Here is a 15,657-nt window from a genome sequence, read left to right as displayed (position 1 = left end):
GAGTAAGCACTATGGCTCACTATTTGATATTTCTGGGCTCAACCCGCACCAGCACACCGCCCTCCCCGGCTCGCCTTGGCGAGCGGGTGGCAAAGGCCTGCGAGCGCTTGCTTTCATCGTTACCGCATACCACGACTGAAATTATTGATCCGCTAGAACTAAACTTAAGCGACCCGTTTAAGCCACATTTTGCTTACGCAAAAGCCGATGCGCCGGAGGACTTAGCAAAGCTTGCTGATAAAATCGCCGCTGCCGATGGCTATGTAATGGTCAGCCCGGAATATAACCACTCCATGAGTCCAGCGCTTAGCCATCTGCTTAATCACTTCGGCGCGTCACTATTTGCGTTTAAACCCAGCGCCATCGTGACCTATTCGATGGGCCAGTGGGGCGGCGTGCGTGCGGCAGTCGCCATGCGTGCGTTTCTCTCGGAGCTTGGCTGCCTGCCGGTCTCGGCCATGGTACATGTACCAAAAGCCCAGGAAGCGCTAAACGAAGAGGGGCAATTTGAGCAAGAGCAGGCGCGCTGGGAAAGCTACTTTGGCCGAACATTAGGCCAATTAATGTGGTGGGCAGAAGCTGCGGCTAGCTATAAACAGCAGGTAGACCCAACGCGGGTATCGCCCGCCTTTAAAACCGCGCCAGCTCAACGCAATGCGCCCGGTAGTGAAAACAGTTAATCGATCGAGAGGTCACCATGCCCGTCACTATTTACCACAACCCCAACTGCGGTACGTCGCGCAATACGCTGGCGATGATAGAAGCCTCTGGCGAATCGCCGGAAGTGATCTATTATTTGGAAACACCGCCTAGTCGCGAAAAGCTGCTCTCTCTACTGGCCATGATGCAAATATCGCCCAGAGAACTACTACGTCAAAAAGGCACGCCTTTTGATGAGCTAAAGCTGGATAACCCTTCCCTTAGCGATGAACAGCTCATCGACGCCATGATGACCCACCCGATTCTGATTAATCGCCCCATTGTGGTGACTAACAAAGGCGCGCGACTTTGTCGGCCTTCCGAGCAAGTATTAGCGCTTTTGGAAAAACCGATCAAACACTTCACCAAAGAAGACGGTGACGTAGTGACCTATCCATGAGGAAAAAAGCTGCCTCGTCCCAAGCCTCTCCCTGTATTGAGGAGGCTTGGAACAGTCATCATCAGGCACTGCGCTATTACCTCTTGGCGCTATGCAACAATCGGGACGCCGCCGACGAAATCTTGCAGCGTGTCTATGTAAAAGCACTGACGCATCGCGCCCAGTTTTGCCAACTGGCAGAGCCCAAGGCGTGGCTTTATACGGTTGCCAAACATGAGTGGATTGATGAGTTGCGCCGTTCAACGCCTGATTCTCAATCGCTAGATACCGCAACAGCAGCGCCATTGCCTGACCACACTGAAACCCACCTTCCCTTAGAGAGTCTGGATGCCTGCATCACGAAGGCACTGGCTCATTGTACTGACGAAGACGCTGATATTGTTGGGGCCTGCGACCTTAACGGCGTTAAGCAAAATGAGTATGCCCAGCGTCATGGCTTAACGCTCCCTGCGACCAAAGCGCGGCTACTGCGCGCCCGAAAACGTCTTCGCGAGACGTTGGTTGCCCAGTGCGGGATTGTCTTTGATGAACAAGGCCATGTCTGCTGCCACCGGGCAATGCCCTTTACCGAATAACTACCTTCCCGAATAACTATTTGGCTTTTCCCTGCATCCTTTTCCACTTTGCTTCGTCTTCTTAATAGAACAGTTCAAATAAAGGAAGGCAGCGATGTTGGAGATATTTACCTGGCTAGCCAGTTGGCTGGTATACGACCTGGGTGGTTTTGATCCTAACAGCAAGTTAGGCAGCTCACTGCACTTTTTCGTTGAAGACACGAGCAAAATTTTTGCGTTACTGGTGGTGATGATTTACGCCATTGCCTTGTTACGCGCCTCGCTCAATCTTGAACGGGTACGCTATTACATTCAGCGAAAAAACCGTTTTGCAGGCTATGGCTTAGGGGCTGGCTTTGGGGCAATTACACCATTTTGCTCTTGCTCAAGCATTCCGCTGTTCCTTGGCTTTACCAGTGCAGGCATTCCGCTGGGCATTACCATGGCGTTTCTGTTTACCTCACCGATTATTAATGAAGTTGCCGTCATCATGCTGTGGAGTTTGCTAGGCTGGGAATTCACCCTGGTGTACATAACAATAGGGATGACAGTGGGCATAGGCGGCGGCATGCTGCTGGATCGCTTAGGCGCTGAACGTTGGTTAAAAGCGTTTGCGGCTAAAGCCTACCAAAACGCCGCCGAAAGCCCACAAGCGAATCAGCCCGCTCCTGTACGTCCTTCAATGACGTTAAAAGAGCGCCACGATTTTGCAAGCAATGAGCTTTACGAGATTGTCGCGCGGATTTGGAAGTGGGTCATTATCGGTGTGGGGCTCGGCGCCGCCCTGCATGGCTTTGTTCCAGATGGCTGGTTTAGTGACAACCTGGGCAGCGGACAATGGTGGAATGTCCCGGTGGCCGTCTTAGCAGGCCTACCGCTTTACTCCAACGCTACCGGCGTTATTCCCATCATGGAAAGCTTGATTACCAAAGGATTGCCTGTGGGTACAACACTGGCCTTCTGCATGAGCACCGTCGCGGCGAGCTTTCCTGAATTTATCATGCTCAAACAGGTCATGCTATGGCGCTTACTAGCCACGATATTCATCATTCTACTCATCAACTTTATGCTGGTGGGCTGGATCATTAATCTGCTGGCACCCTGGTTATTCAGCAACTTGTAAACCCCAGAGGCAATGATATGAAAAAAATAGAAGTATTAGGCACAGGCTGTAAAAAATGCATAGCAACCGCAGAGCAAATTACGGCTATTGCTAAAGAGCTAGGTACTGTCGTTGAGGTGACTAAAGTCACTGACCCACAGGTCATCATGCACTATCAGGTTATGTCGACCCCCGCGGTCGCCGTCAATGGTCAGCTTGCTCACAGCGGAGGTGTTCCAGATCGCAAAAAAATTGAAGCTATATTGAAAGCCTAAAAACCTCAAGTTCACCCACTACGCTCAGGCTCCCCGATTACTTCCTGGTAAGCTGGGAGCTCTCTTTTAACAGGCGTCTCAATGCTGGAAATTATCGATGTTTCTGACGCTGCAAAAGCGTTTATCAAGCAACACGGGGGCGTGGCGACCGTACGTTTATCACCCCGCCACGGCTGCTGTGGAGGGCTCGCGAATGTCGCCGTTGCTGAGACAAGTTCACCCAACGATCCTGCGCCCTACCAGCGCCACTCTGATCAAGCTATCATCCTGTTCATTGATCCGGCGCTTGCTTGCCAAGGACTACGCGTCGACGTTGAGGGATTTTGGAAGCTGCGCCACCTTTATGTCGAGAGCTCACTATCATGTTAGGCGAGTAGTGATAAGCATCAAAAATTCATAGCGCTTTTCAAAAGATCACCTTCCCTACCCAATGTCTTTGTTGAAATCGCCAGCGCACTTTATCAGCGATTTCGATCTGTAGAGCCCTATGATTGCCAGCGCACTGACAACCATCTCTTTATCTGCCATTTTAATCAGACGGAGAGTTTGCGCTCACCAGCGATATATTTAAGGTGGTCATGACCACAAGGAATCAATGGGTATGTGTGAGCTATTAGCTATGTCATGCCGCCACCCTGCTAGGCTCACATCCTCATTAACAGCATTGGCATCCCACGCACAGGGGATTAGTCGCAATCGCGACGGATGGGGGTTGGCTTTTTACCAGGATAGAGATGTGGCTCTCTATCGGGGCATGGAAGCAGCAGATACCAGCTCCTTGGTGCAATGGCTGGAAGAGTATGGGCCGCTTACTGGGCTATCCCTTGGCTATATTCGACATGCAACTCAAGGGGATATCAAACTGGCGAACACTGGCCCCTTTATACGAGAGCTAAACGGACGTATTCACTGCTTTGCCCATAATGGCAACTTAACTCAGTTGGACGATGACTCCATATCAGCGCCGAGACACTTTCAACCAGTGGGTGACTCCGACTCAGAGCTAGCTTTCTGTTATCTGCTTGCACGTATAGAAAAACTGCACGAGCAACACACGGGCTTTCCCCCTTTTGAGGCTCGCCTGAAAGCGGTTGCTGAAATAGCCGTCATGCTACGAAACTTTGGCCCAGCCAACTTTCTTTACGCAGATGGTGATACCCTGTTTGCCCATGCTGATCGACGTATGCAGCCATCAACGGGCAAGGTTACACCGCCTGGGTTATATCTGCTGCAATGCCCAACTTTCTCAACATCCAAGTTGTTGAAACCCTCCCAAGCTCCCCATTTATTAAAGGCTCAGCGAGCAGTACTGTTTGCCAGTGTGCCCCTAACGGATGAAAACTGGGTGCCTCTAACACAGGGGGCTGCATTATCGCGGTTAGAAATGGAGAGCTAGTCGGAGAGATACCTATATGACACCTTCACACGATCATAGCCCAATCAGTTTTGGCAAAGCGTTTGCCATTGGTATCACGCTCAACGTTGCCTTTGTGCTTATTGAAGCCTTCTACGGCTGGAAGAGTGGTTCATTAGCACTGTTAGCTGACGCCGGTCACAACCTAAGTGATGTGGGGGGACTGCTATTGGCATGGGCGGCCTTCGGTGCCGCTCGTCTTCGCGCGAATGCTCGTCATACCTACGGATGGAAGCGAGGCTCCATACTGGCTAGCTTCACTAACGCCATTATTCTGCTGGTGGCGATGGGAATATTAGCCTGGGAAGCCCTACAGCGACTCCAGCAGCCTACCAGCGTCGACGCAGGCACAGTCATGATAGTCGCGGGTATCGGAGTCATTATTAATGCTGTAACGGCCTGGCTATTTCTTGCAGGGAGCAAGCACGATCTGAACATACGCGGTGCTTTTCTTCACATGGCCGCAGATGCCTTGGTTTCGGTAGGCGTGGTGGTAGCCGGTGGCCTATATCTATGGCAAGGCTGGAGCTGGATTGACCCGGTGGTCAGCTTGCTGATCGCATTGGTGATTGTGATAGGAACATGGTCTTTGCTGCAGAAATCAATACACCTACTGTTCGACGGAGTGCCTGAGGGTATTGATACGAAAGCAATACATCAAACCCTGATGACGATTCCCGGCGTGGTTAGCGTCCACGATTTACACATCTGGGCGATGAGCACTTCAGATAATGCGCTCACCGCCCACTTGGTCATTGATAAGAGCCATCTCTACCGTGATGGCTTACTCAAACAAGCCACTCTGATGCTGCATGAGCGCTTCGAGATACGCCACTGCGTACTGCAACAGGAGTCCGAACTGTACGCTTCTCACTGCCCCATGAGAGAGCGATGCTAGCTAACTCTAGAGCGGCACTAGCTATTTCTGCAGCTCGCAAACGATCTTGTCGAGATCACGCTTCAACTGACACCATCATAGATAGTGGATAGGAAAGCAGAAGAGACAAAGAACTCATCAGAATTGCAGTAAACCTAAGCCTGAAATTGATATAGCAATGATGAGTTTTTCTGTCTTGCGCGTCTGTCAGGGCAGAACTAAGCTAAATTTCGGCTTACCAAATTCGGGTAACTATATATTACCCCACCCGGCTAGCGCTTCTCGACAATAACAATGGAGTGTCAAACGATGACACGCTTGAGTCGCCGCACCTTTCTAAAGTTAACCGGCAGCAGTGCCGCCCTGGGTACTCTTTCGCTGGCCCCCCTCACTCAGGCGCAGCAAGGCAATCCTTCTACCGCGGGTAACACACACCTGCCCTACCCAAATGAGCTGATCGCCCGGCTTAGCGAGTTGACGGTCAATCAACCATTTTACTTTACTTACCCCGATATCCACTCACCCTGCGTGGTAATTCGCAGAGACCGAGAAGTTAAAGGAGGCGTTGGGCCGGACAAAGACATAGTGGCTTTCAGCACGCAATGTACCCATATGGGCTGTCCAGTGAGCTATGACCAGGAAGCTGAAACTTTCAAATGCCCCTGCCATTACAGCATATTCGATCCCGATAACATCGGTCAGATGGTGATTGGCCAAGCTACCGAGAATTTGCCGCGAATCATTCTGGAGTATGACGAGGCTGAAGATGCCCTAAGAGCGGTGTCGATCGATGGTCTTATCTATGGTCGTCAGGCCAATATCATCTGATTCGGGAGTATAAAAATGTCACAATTCAAAGACCGTATTCCCCTGCCTCCGGCGAATGCTCAAAAGACTAATATGGCTTGTCACTTCTGCATCGTCGGCTGCGGGTACCATGTCTATAAATGGCCTGCCAACCAAGAAGGCGGCAGAGCGGCTAACCAGAATGCGCTAGGGCTCGATTTCACTAAACAGCTGCCGGCCATGCAATTAACCATGACCCCCGCCATGGTTAATCAGATACGCGACCACGATGGCCGTGAATACAGCATCATGATCGTTCCTGATAAGGAGTGCAGCGTCAATAAAGGGTTATCCTCAACGCGTGGTGGCCAAATGGCCAGTGTGATGTACTCGGAAGGAACCTCCATCAGCGAGCGTCGCCTCAAGTATCCCATGATGTACACCGGGGACGATTGGTCAGACACCAATTGGGAACATGCCATGGCTCTATATGCTGGCCTAACCCAACGTATTCTCGATAATGACGGGCCGGATCAACTGTTTTTCAATCTCTTCGATCATGGCGGCGCTGGCGGCGGTTTCGAGAATACCTGGGCTACCGGCAAGCTTATTTTTGACGGCATACAGTCAAAAATGGTGCGCATTCACAACCGTCCTGCCTACAACTCAGAATGTCACGCCAGCCGTGATATGGGCATTGGCGAGCTCAATAATAGTTACGAGGATGCAGAGGTGGCCGATGTCATCTTTTCCATCGGCGGAAACTCCTATGAGACTCAGTCGAACTGGTTCCTGGCCCACTGGGAACCGAATCTAAGAGGATCTAACATCGCTAAAAAGCGGGAATGGTTTTCTGGCGAGACAGTCGGCAAAGGAAAAGTCATTCTAGTCGACCCCCGACGCACTCCCACCGTTGCTATCTGTGAAACGATTGCTGGAAAAGAGAATGTTCTACATCTGGCGATTCAACCGGGAACAGATACAGCTTTATTCAATGGGTTGCTGACCTATGTGGTAGACCAAGGGTGGCAAGATCAGGCCTTTATCGACGGACACACCAGTGGTTTCGAGGAGATGCTAGCTGCCAATCGCATGGGACTGGACGAGTGTAGTCGCATCACCGGCGTGAGTCGGGCCGATATCGTTAAGGCCGCCGAGTGGGCCTATAAACCTAAGGCCAGTGGCCATGCGCCACGTACCATGCATGCCTATGAGAAAGGCGTGATCTGGGGAAATGACAATTATCGGATTCAGTCCGCAATCGTCAATCTGGCTGTGGCTACCCACAATGTAGGGCAACGCGGCACCGGCGTGGTCCGTATGGGCGGTCACCAGGAGGGCTATGTGCGCCCACCCTACCCAGGCGGACGCCCAGCACCTTATATTGATCAAGAGCTGATCAAAGGTAACGGCATGATGTTGACGGTGTGGGCCTGCAATGCGTTTCAAACCACCCTCAATGCCGAGACTTATCGGCAGGTCATCAAGCGTCGTGCTGCCATTGTTAACCAAGCGCTAGCCGAAGCGGGAGGCGTCACTTCTCAAGAAGAGTTGATCGATATTGTCTATGATGCCGTCAAGAATAAAGGCGGCCTATTTATCGTAGATATCGATCTTTACCGCACCAAGTTTGCCGAATATTCACATATGGTGCTGCCAGCGACTCATCCGGGCGAAATGAACTTGACCTCCATGAACGGTGAGCGTCGGCTTCGGCTGTCTGAACGCTTTATGGACCCTCCCGGCATCGCTAAGCCTGATTGTCTCATTGCCGCCGATATGGCTAACGCCCTAAAGCAACGTTATGAATCCTTAGGTAACGCTACAATGGCCGAGCGTTTCGCTGGATTTGACTGGACGACCGAGGAGGATGCCTTCAACGACGGTTTCCGCATGGCGCATGAAAAGGAAATTGATAGCCAAGGCGGGCCAACAGGGCACTTAGCCACCTATGATAGATTGCGTGTGGCTGGCAATAATGGCGTCCAACTTCCCATCAAAGAGTATCGGGATGGCAAGCTCATTGGCACCGAGATGCTCTATACCGATAATAATTTCAGTACCAACGATGGCAAGGCCCATTTTCAACCATCACCCTGGAACGGTTTCCCCGACGTGGTTCAGCAGCAGAAAGAGTCTTATGACTTCTGGATCAATAACGGAAGAACGAATCATATCTGGCAAACGGCTTACCACGACCAGTACCTGGCCTTCCGCAAAGGCCGCTACCCAATGGCACCGATAGAAATCCACCCACGGGACGCCCAGGATTTAGGCATTGCCAATGGCGATATCGTCGAAGTTTATAACGACTACGGCTCGACCACCGCCATGGCCTATCTGGAGCCCGACTTAGAACAGGGCCAGGTATTTATGATGTTTGGCTACCCTAATGGGGTACAGGGCGATGTCATCAGCGATTGGACAGACAGAAACCATATCCCCTATTACAAAGGCACCTGGGCTAATCTTCGTCGGATAGGCGCAAACCCCGCTTACCTTCGTGATGTAACCTTCAAACGTCGACGCTATAGCTAGGGTTAGCGTTAAACCTACCCTAGGCAAACGGATCATGCGGTTTGTCTAGGCAACGCTAGCGCCATCGCTGAACTTGCCGCCACTAAGGCAGCCGATACCCACAGGCAGGCACTCAGTCCGTAAGCCATATACAGCCAACCCGACAATAGCGTGCCGATTAATCGCCCCATGGCATTGGCCATATAGTAAAAACCGACGTCCATCGACACACCATCGGCGCGGGCAAAGTGAACAATCAAATAGCTGTGCCAGCTGGAATTAATGGCAAACAGCACCCCAAAGGCGAGTAAGCCAGTCACTAACCAACCAACGTGTGCTAACGGCAGCATCGCTAACACAATTGCCAGCACGGCCAGCGCTGCAGCCCATCCGGCCGTCAGCACTCGAACATCGCCTTTAATTAGCTGGGTTAATTTTGGCGCCTGGGTTTGCACGCCGCCGTAACCAATCACCCATATCGCCAACAGACCACCCACGGTCCAGTGCGTCCAATCATGCTGGTCGTATAGAAAGACCGGCAGTGCCACCACAAACCAAACATCACGCGCTGCAAAAAGACAAAAACGTGCGGCGGAAAGCACGTTAATCGCGCGTGATTTTGAGAAAATCTCGGAGAACTTAGGCTTCACTTTCTGCCGACCAAGATCCGCCTTTAAGCGCAGCAGTGAGAGCAGCAGCACGCCAGCCAGCATCACGGCCATCACAAACACAGCAGCCTGGAAGCCAATCAACGTTAACAGCAGCCCGCCGACAAAAAAGCCCAGCCCTTTTAACGCATTTTTAGAACCGGTCAGCATCGCTACCCAACGGTAAAGCGAGCTGTTAGCGTTAGCGCTCTCTTTAGGAACCAGTACCTTAACGGCGCTTTTAGCGCTCATTTTATTAAGGTCTTTAGCAATGCCCGACAGCGCTTGAGCGGCCATGACCCAGGCAACGGTTAGCAGGCTCGCGGGCACCACTAACATGACTAGTGCCAAAATCTGCAAACCCAAGCCCACGTTCATGGTGCGGTTAAGCCCGAGACGCGCGCCCAGCCACCCACCTACCAAATTGGTCACAACGCCAAAGGCTTCGTAGAACAAAAACAGCATCGCGATGGCTAACGGCGAATAGCCCAACTGGTGGAAGTGCATCACCACCAGCATACGAAGCGCGCCATCGGTGATCGTAAACGCCCAGTAGTTGCCGGTAATCAGCATGTATTGGCGCACCTCGAAAGGTAGCGCCCTTACTCGCGTAAGTATTGAATCAGCCACGACCCACCTGCTCACTCCCTACCATCAGGGATAGCTCAGCGGTTCTGTTCGCGTAACCCCATTCGTTATCGTACCAAGCGTAGAGTTTTAGCTGCGTGCCATTGACCACCATGGTAGACAGCGCATCGATAATGGAGCTGCGTGGATCAGTACGGTAATCGATCGACACCAGCGGGCGCTCTTCATAGCCCAGAATACCGGCAAGCGGGCCATCCGCTGCGGCTTTCAATGCAGTGTTGACCTCGTCGACAGTGACTTCACGCTCAAGCTCAAACACCATGTCGGTAAGCGAGGCGTTAGCCAACGGGACACGAATCGCGTGGCCATTTAGCTTACCTTCTAGCTCAGGGAATATAGCAGTGATGGCTTTCGCTGAACCGGTGGTGGTAGGAATCAGACTCATGCCACAAGCACGGGCGCGACGCAGATCTTTATGCGGGGCATCCAGAATCGTTTGAGTATTAGTGATGTCATGCACCGTGGTCATTGAGCCATGACGAATACCAAAGCTGTCCTGAATGACTTTGACCACCGGCGCCAAGCAGTTAGTGGTACAGCTGGCAGCGGTAACGATTTTATGCTGCGAAGGATCAAAGAGATGATCGTTCACCCCCACGACCACATTGAGCACGCTCGCCTCTTTCATAGGCGCGCTTACCACTACACGGCTAACGCCCTGGTCGAGATACGCTTGAAGCTTCTCAGTGGTTTTCATTTTGCCTGAGCACTCGATGACTACATCACAGTCGGACCAGTCGCTATCGGCAATTGTTTTATTGGCGCTAAAGGCAACGGTTTTTCCATCGAAAATAATCGCGTCATCAGTGGCTGTAATGCCCTGCCCTGGAGCCCAGCGCCCATGTACCGAATCAAATTCCAATAAGTGAGCAAAGGTTGCCGCATCGCCACCCGGGTCATTAATGCGCACAAGCTCAACGTCACCCGTCGACACTTTTTGCCACAAAATCCTCAGCGTTAAGCGGCCAATACGGCCCAATCCATTGATACCAATTCGAAGTGCCATGGTGCCTCCTAGATTCTCTGTTTTATGGCGTCTATTTCCAGGTTTGCTGTTTTAAAGCTGTTTGTTGATAAAAAGGATATCGCTTATATACGCTCAAACATATATCAATACATAAAAAAACACACATTAAAAACAGGCCCACCGGGTGACGATGGACCTGCTTGAAAGGCGCTAATTAACCATAACGACCGGAAATATAGTCTTCGGTTTTTTTCTTAGCGGGGGTTGAGAACATCACTTTGGTGTCGTTGTACTCAATAATTTCACCCAGGTGGAAGAACGCCGTGTAATCGGCCACCCGCGCGGCCTGCTGCATGTTATGGGTCACGGTAATAATGGTGAACTCTTCCTTTAGCTTATCCATCAAATCTTCGATGGTCGCGGTCGAGATCGGATCAAGCGCTGAAGTTGGTTCATCCATCAGGATCACATCAGGCTGAACGGCAATAGCGCGGGCGATACATAAGCGCTGCTGTTGACCGCCCGAAAGCGAGGTACCGGGCTCTTGCAACTTGTCCTTCACCTCGTTCCAAAGGCCAGCACTACGCAATGCCTTTTCAACCAACTCATCTTGCTCCGCTTTGCGGCTAACCAAATCGTGCATACGCGGTGCATAAGCAACATTTTCATAAATCGACTTGGGGAAGGGATTCGGCTTTTGAAAGACCATCCCCACCCGGCGACGCAGCGCTACTTCATCCATTTTGGCAGCGTTTACGTCCTGCCCATCCATCTCGACCAAGCCTTCGATGCGTACGCTAGGAATCAAATCATTCATGCGATTCAGGCAGCGTAAGAAGGTCGACTTACCACACCCGGAAGGGCCAATCAGCGCCGTCACGTTTTTTTGGAACAGATCAATATTAAGGTTATTCAACGCTTGGTTTTTGCCATACCACAGATTCAAATCACGAACCCGAATACTCAAATCGTGGCAGGCCTGATTATTACGTGTGTAAGGCTGCCCAACCGCAGGTGCATGCTGGTCGTTCATTACAGGTGCTTGGCTATTCATAGCAATGTCCTCTATAACGCACTGGCCTACCAGCGGCGCTCAAATTTCTTACGTAGCACAACGGCAAAAGCGTTGAGTGAGATGAGTATGGTGAGTAGCACCAAAATACCGCCGGCTGTTTTTTCTACAAACGCCTGTTCAGGCTCGCCTGCCCAAGTAAATATTTGCGCGGGCATAACGGTTGCCGCGTTGGTAAACGAGGCGCCGACATCGGGGATAAACGCCACCATCCCGACAATAATCAGCGGTGCTGTTTCACCCATCGCTTGAGCAAGGCCGATAATGGAGCCTGTCATAATGCCCGGCATTGCCAACGGCAGAACGTGATCGCGTACCACTTGCCAGCGCGAACAGCCCACTCCAAAGGCGGCATGGCGTATGGAGTCCGGCACGCTACGCAATGCGGTTCGCGTTGAGATAATGATCACCGGCAACGTCATCAGCGCTAGCGTCATACCACCGGCCAACGGTGATGAACGCGGCACGCCGAAGAAGTTTATAAAGATAGCCAGGCCTAGCAAACCAAACAGGATAGACGGGATAGCGGCCAAGTTATTGATGTTGATTTCAATCGCCTGGGTGAAGCGGTTATCTGGCGCAAACTCTTCCAAATAAACGGCTGTCATTACCCCGATAGGGAACGAAATTAATAACGTCACAATCATGGTCATCACGGTGCCGACCACTGCCGAGAGAATACCTGCGCTCTCAGCGATTTTTGAATCCCCGGATCCAAAAAAGGTGCTATTGAAGCGAAGGTCAACCTGGCCCGCTTCGACACGCTCATCAAGCGCCGCTTGTTCTTCTTCACTCAGGCGGTGCCGATGCCCCTTCAGATACTGGTCGACCTCACTGTTTGCCAACACCCATTGCGCTTCGCTGGTACCGATTATTTCTGGATTGTTGCGCAACTCCATCGGAATCACTCGCACCACCGTGCGACTGATTAACGGTAGCAGCTCTTGATCAAACGCCTGCCGCCCATCGCTTTGCGCTTCCTCGGTGTAACTAATCTCGGTCTGGATATACGCCTGTTGAAAGGCTGGTAAGCCTTTGCTTAACATATCGGCAAAAAACAGAATCAGAAACAGACCTGCCAAGCCCAACGATCCCATCGAGATCCATTTAAGGCGGGCAGACTTACGGTGACGCCGCCTTAGCTGCTGGCTGATTTCGTCAAAAGTATGGCTCATCGAAACAGTTCCTCAGCGTTACAGGTTATTCACGCGGTATTTTTCGCGGAAACGACGGATCATCAGGACGGACACCAGGTTCAGCGAGAGCGTTACCGCAAACAGCACCAGCCCGAGGGCAAAGGCTGACAGCGTTTCAGCACTTGCAAACTCTTGGTCCCCGGTTAAAGCCGCCACAATACGCACGGTCACCGTGGTCATATCTTCCAGCGGATTAGCGGTGAGATTGGGCCGCATACCTGCTGCCATTACCACAATCATGGTTTCACCCAGCGCACGCGACATGCCTAAGAGCGCCGCTGAAATAATCCCTGGCAGAGCAGCAGGAATAACCACGTCTCGAATGGTTTCACCTTTGGTCATACCTAATGCCAGCGACCCTTGGCGCATACTATCGGGCACCGAGTTGATCACATCGTCAGACAGCGACGAGATAAACGGGATGATCATAATGCCCATTACGACACCTGGAGCAACGGCATTGTTATAGGAAGCATCGAGCCCAAAAAAACCAGCGATGTTAACGATAATAGGCGCTACCGTAATTGCGGCAAAAAAGCCGTAAACCACGGTAGGAATACCCGCCAACACTTCAAGCACGGGCTTGGCAATGGTGCGCACATTACGTGGCGCAAACTCAGACATGTAAATCGCGGAGAGCAGGCCGATAGGAACAGCGACCAGCATAGCGATAGCGGTAATCATAAAGGTACCGGCAAACAGCGGTACCGAGCCAAATTCAGCCCCACTACCGTCTCCACGTCCCGCTGACGCTAAAAAGCTCGCGCCTGGATTCCACGTGGTGCCGGTAATGAACTCCCAGAAGCTGTGCATTTGGAAAAAGCGCAGCGCCTCGGAGATGATCGAGAACAAAATGCCGAACGTAGTGAAAATGGAGATTAACGCAGCCCCGGCCAAGACCATGCGGATGACCCGCTCAATGGCCTGACGGGCATGAAAATCAGGTTTTACATGGTTAAGGCTTACCATTAGCCCTATAGCTGCGACCACCAAACTTGACGCTAGCAAATAGAGCGTGGGGATATCAGCGCCCATCAAAAGCAGCACAAAAGCCCCCAGCGCACTCACTACCACCGCTGGACCAGCGGTCGAGAGCACGGTGAACCAGGCGTATTGATCTGGCTGAGCAAACATAGCCGTACCCGCACTGCGTAAACGGGTGGCTTTTGAACGGCCAGCAAAAAACGCCAGCAGCCCCAGCAATAGTAACGCACCGCAAAAAATCAGAAGAAGCTGGTTAGTCTGCATCAAATTTCTCTCGCATTACTTAATGAAATCGTATTGGCGACTACTTTGGGGCACAAACATTACAGCAATGTGACAAACGCCAATATATCGCTGTCATAAAACGAAAGGCCGGCAGCTTTCGCTGCCGACCAGTTTCATTTCTAACTTAACGACTTACTTAAGAACGTCTGCTGTCATTGTAGTGCGATCTGCTACCGCTTGACGCCACTCTTCACGCTCGCCTTCCGGCAGTGCGATCAAGCCAATATCTTTCAAGTAACCATCTGAGCCAATCATCATCTCGCTCATAAACATGTCGACATACTCATACATCGGCGGTACTTCTTCAGCGTGCTGGTTCTTCACGTAGAACCAAAGTGAACGCGCGATAGGATAGTCGCCGGAACTGATTGCATCAGCTTCAGGCTCTACGCCGTCAATAGTGGCAGCGCTGATAGTATCGGTATTCTCTTCAAGGAAAGAGTAACCGAAAATACCAAAGGCACCGGTGTCTTCTGACAAGCGCTGAACGATCAGGTTATCGTTTTCACCAGCATCGATGTAAATACCGTCAGAACGGATATCGGTATAGCCTTCTTCGCCATAAATTTCCATTTCTGAAGAGGCGCTTTCCATGACCAGCTCTTCAAACGCATCACGCGTACCTGAAGTGGTCGGAGGCCCATAAATGGAGATTTCGCGGTCAGGCAGCGCCGAATCGATATCGCTCCAGTTGGTGTAGGGGTTATCGACTAACTCACCATCAACCGGCACCTGGGCGGCTACTGCCAGGAAAATCTGCTCAAGAGTGAAATCAACGTCATCGTTGGAGCTTGACTGACCCAACACGATACCGTCAGAACCGATCTTAGCTTCGGTAATATCGGTGACGCCGTTCTCTTCGCAACGCTCAAACTCAGCAACTTTCATGCGGCGTGAAGCGTTGGTGATATCGGGCGTGCCTTCGCCTACACCGTTACAGAACAGACGCAAACCACCGCCCGAACCAGTTGATTCAATAACAGGCGTTGGATTTCCGGTAGTAGCACCGAACTCTTCAGTTACGTAGCTGGCAAACGGGTAAACGGTACTGGAGCCTACGATACGGATTTGATCACGGGCTTGGGCAACAACGGCAACGCTCATTACAGCAGCCGCGATAACGGTGGTTTTTAGAATACGGTTCATGCGAAAAACTCCTGTTCATGTAGGGATCTAACCTTCGCAAGGCATACCTTGCACTGGTTCCATGACAACTTCATGACAGTGAGTAATA

Annotated in this window: 16 protein-coding genes; 10 read left to right on the top strand and 6 right to left on the bottom strand. The window is 51.5% G+C overall.

Annotation, left to right across the window (positions count from 1 at the left end; translation table 11 throughout):
• Nucleotides 1-11 precede the first annotated feature (11 nt).
• From V8L71_RS12625 to V8L71_RS12580, 10 genes are all read left to right on the top strand, one after another.
• Nucleotides 12-680: an NADPH-dependent FMN reductase gene (locus tag V8L71_RS12625; RefSeq protein WP_336274332.1), complete on the top strand. Its 669-nt coding sequence runs from the start codon at nucleotides 12-14 to the stop codon at nucleotides 678-680.
• A gap of 17 nt (nucleotides 681-697) precedes the next feature.
• Nucleotides 698-1,099 carry an arsenate reductase (glutaredoxin) gene (arsC, locus tag V8L71_RS12620; RefSeq protein WP_336274331.1) on the top strand — a complete coding sequence of 134 codons (402 nt, stop codon included), beginning with the start codon at nucleotides 698-700 and terminating at the stop codon, nucleotides 1,097-1,099.
• Complete coding sequence (locus tag V8L71_RS12615; protein WP_336274330.1) at nucleotides 1,096-1,674, top strand: RNA polymerase sigma factor; 579 nt, start codon at nucleotides 1,096-1,098, stop codon at nucleotides 1,672-1,674. Before arsC ends, V8L71_RS12615 begins: the two co-directional genes overlap by 4 nt.
• 94 nt (nucleotides 1,675-1,768) lie before the next feature.
• A complete protein-coding gene (locus tag V8L71_RS12610) occupies nucleotides 1,769-2,776 on the top strand; it encodes a permease (RefSeq protein WP_336274329.1) in 1,008 nt (335 codons plus the stop codon).
• 17 nt (nucleotides 2,777-2,793) lie between these two features.
• Nucleotides 2,794-3,030: a thioredoxin family protein gene (locus tag V8L71_RS12605; RefSeq protein WP_336274328.1), complete on the top strand. Its 237-nt coding sequence runs from the start codon at nucleotides 2,794-2,796 to the stop codon at nucleotides 3,028-3,030.
• Nucleotides 3,031-3,111: 81 nt separating this feature from the next.
• Nucleotides 3,112-3,399 (top strand): CC/Se motif family (seleno)protein, encoded by a 288-nt coding sequence (locus V8L71_RS12600; RefSeq protein ID WP_336274327.1) that lies wholly within the window; start codon nucleotides 3,112-3,114, stop codon nucleotides 3,397-3,399.
• A 226-nt stretch (nucleotides 3,400-3,625) separates the two neighbouring features.
• Nucleotides 3,626-4,426, top strand: coding sequence for a class II glutamine amidotransferase (locus V8L71_RS12595; RefSeq protein ID WP_336274326.1), 801 nt, complete (start codon nucleotides 3,626-3,628; stop codon nucleotides 4,424-4,426).
• 16 nt (nucleotides 4,427-4,442) lie between these two features.
• A complete protein-coding gene (locus V8L71_RS12590) occupies nucleotides 4,443-5,342 on the top strand; it encodes a cation diffusion facilitator family transporter (protein WP_336274325.1) in 900 nt (299 codons plus the stop codon).
• A 288-nt stretch (nucleotides 5,343-5,630) separates the two neighbouring features.
• Nucleotides 5,631-6,149: an arsenate reductase (azurin) small subunit gene (locus V8L71_RS12585; RefSeq protein WP_336274324.1), complete on the top strand. Its 519-nt coding sequence runs from the start codon at nucleotides 5,631-5,633 to the stop codon at nucleotides 6,147-6,149.
• Nucleotides 6,150-6,164: 15 nt separating this feature from the next.
• Nucleotides 6,165-8,645, top strand: a complete 2,481-nt coding sequence (locus tag V8L71_RS12580; RefSeq protein ID WP_336274323.1) for an arsenate reductase (azurin) large subunit — start codon at nucleotides 6,165-6,167, stop codon at nucleotides 8,643-8,645.
• A gap of 32 nt (nucleotides 8,646-8,677) precedes the next feature.
• Here the strand turns inward: V8L71_RS12580 and arsJ are convergent, their stop codons facing one another.
• The 6 genes from arsJ to V8L71_RS12550 all read right to left on the bottom strand — a co-directional run bounded on the left by arsJ (nucleotide 8,678) and on the right by V8L71_RS12550 (nucleotide 15,569).
• Nucleotides 8,678-9,844 (bottom strand): organoarsenical effux MFS transporter ArsJ, encoded by a 1,167-nt coding sequence (gene arsJ, locus V8L71_RS12575; protein ID WP_431313179.1) that lies wholly within the window; start codon nucleotides 9,842-9,844, stop codon nucleotides 8,678-8,680.
• A 49-nt stretch (nucleotides 9,845-9,893) separates the two neighbouring features.
• A complete protein-coding gene (locus tag V8L71_RS12570) occupies nucleotides 9,894-10,925 on the bottom strand; it encodes an ArsJ-associated glyceraldehyde-3-phosphate dehydrogenase (RefSeq protein WP_336274321.1) in 1,032 nt (343 codons plus the stop codon).
• 175 nt (nucleotides 10,926-11,100) lie between these two features.
• Nucleotides 11,101-11,940: a phosphate ABC transporter ATP-binding protein PstB gene (gene pstB / locus V8L71_RS12565; RefSeq protein ID WP_336274320.1), complete on the bottom strand. Its 840-nt coding sequence runs from the start codon at nucleotides 11,938-11,940 to the stop codon at nucleotides 11,101-11,103.
• A 26-nt stretch (nucleotides 11,941-11,966) separates the two neighbouring features.
• Nucleotides 11,967-13,133, bottom strand: a complete 1,167-nt coding sequence (pstA, locus tag V8L71_RS12560; RefSeq protein ID WP_336274319.1) for a phosphate ABC transporter permease PstA — start codon at nucleotides 13,131-13,133, stop codon at nucleotides 11,967-11,969.
• Nucleotides 13,134-13,151: 18 nt separating this feature from the next.
• Complete coding sequence (gene pstC, locus V8L71_RS12555) at nucleotides 13,152-14,402, bottom strand: phosphate ABC transporter permease subunit PstC (RefSeq protein ID WP_101147905.1); 1,251 nt, start codon at nucleotides 14,400-14,402, stop codon at nucleotides 13,152-13,154.
• Between the two features lie 153 nt (nucleotides 14,403-14,555).
• Nucleotides 14,556-15,569, bottom strand: coding sequence for a substrate-binding domain-containing protein (locus V8L71_RS12550; protein WP_336274318.1), 1,014 nt, complete (start codon nucleotides 15,567-15,569; stop codon nucleotides 14,556-14,558).
• Between the last annotated feature and the right edge of the window lie 88 nt (nucleotides 15,570-15,657).

The sequence above is a fragment of the Vreelandella indica genome (assembly GCF_037070225.1).
Taxonomy (GTDB): Bacteria; Pseudomonadota; Gammaproteobacteria; order Pseudomonadales; family Halomonadaceae; genus Vreelandella; species Vreelandella arctica.
The sequence above is the reverse complement of the archived record's forward strand: the minus strand, read 5'-3'. Positions and strand labels throughout refer to the sequence as shown.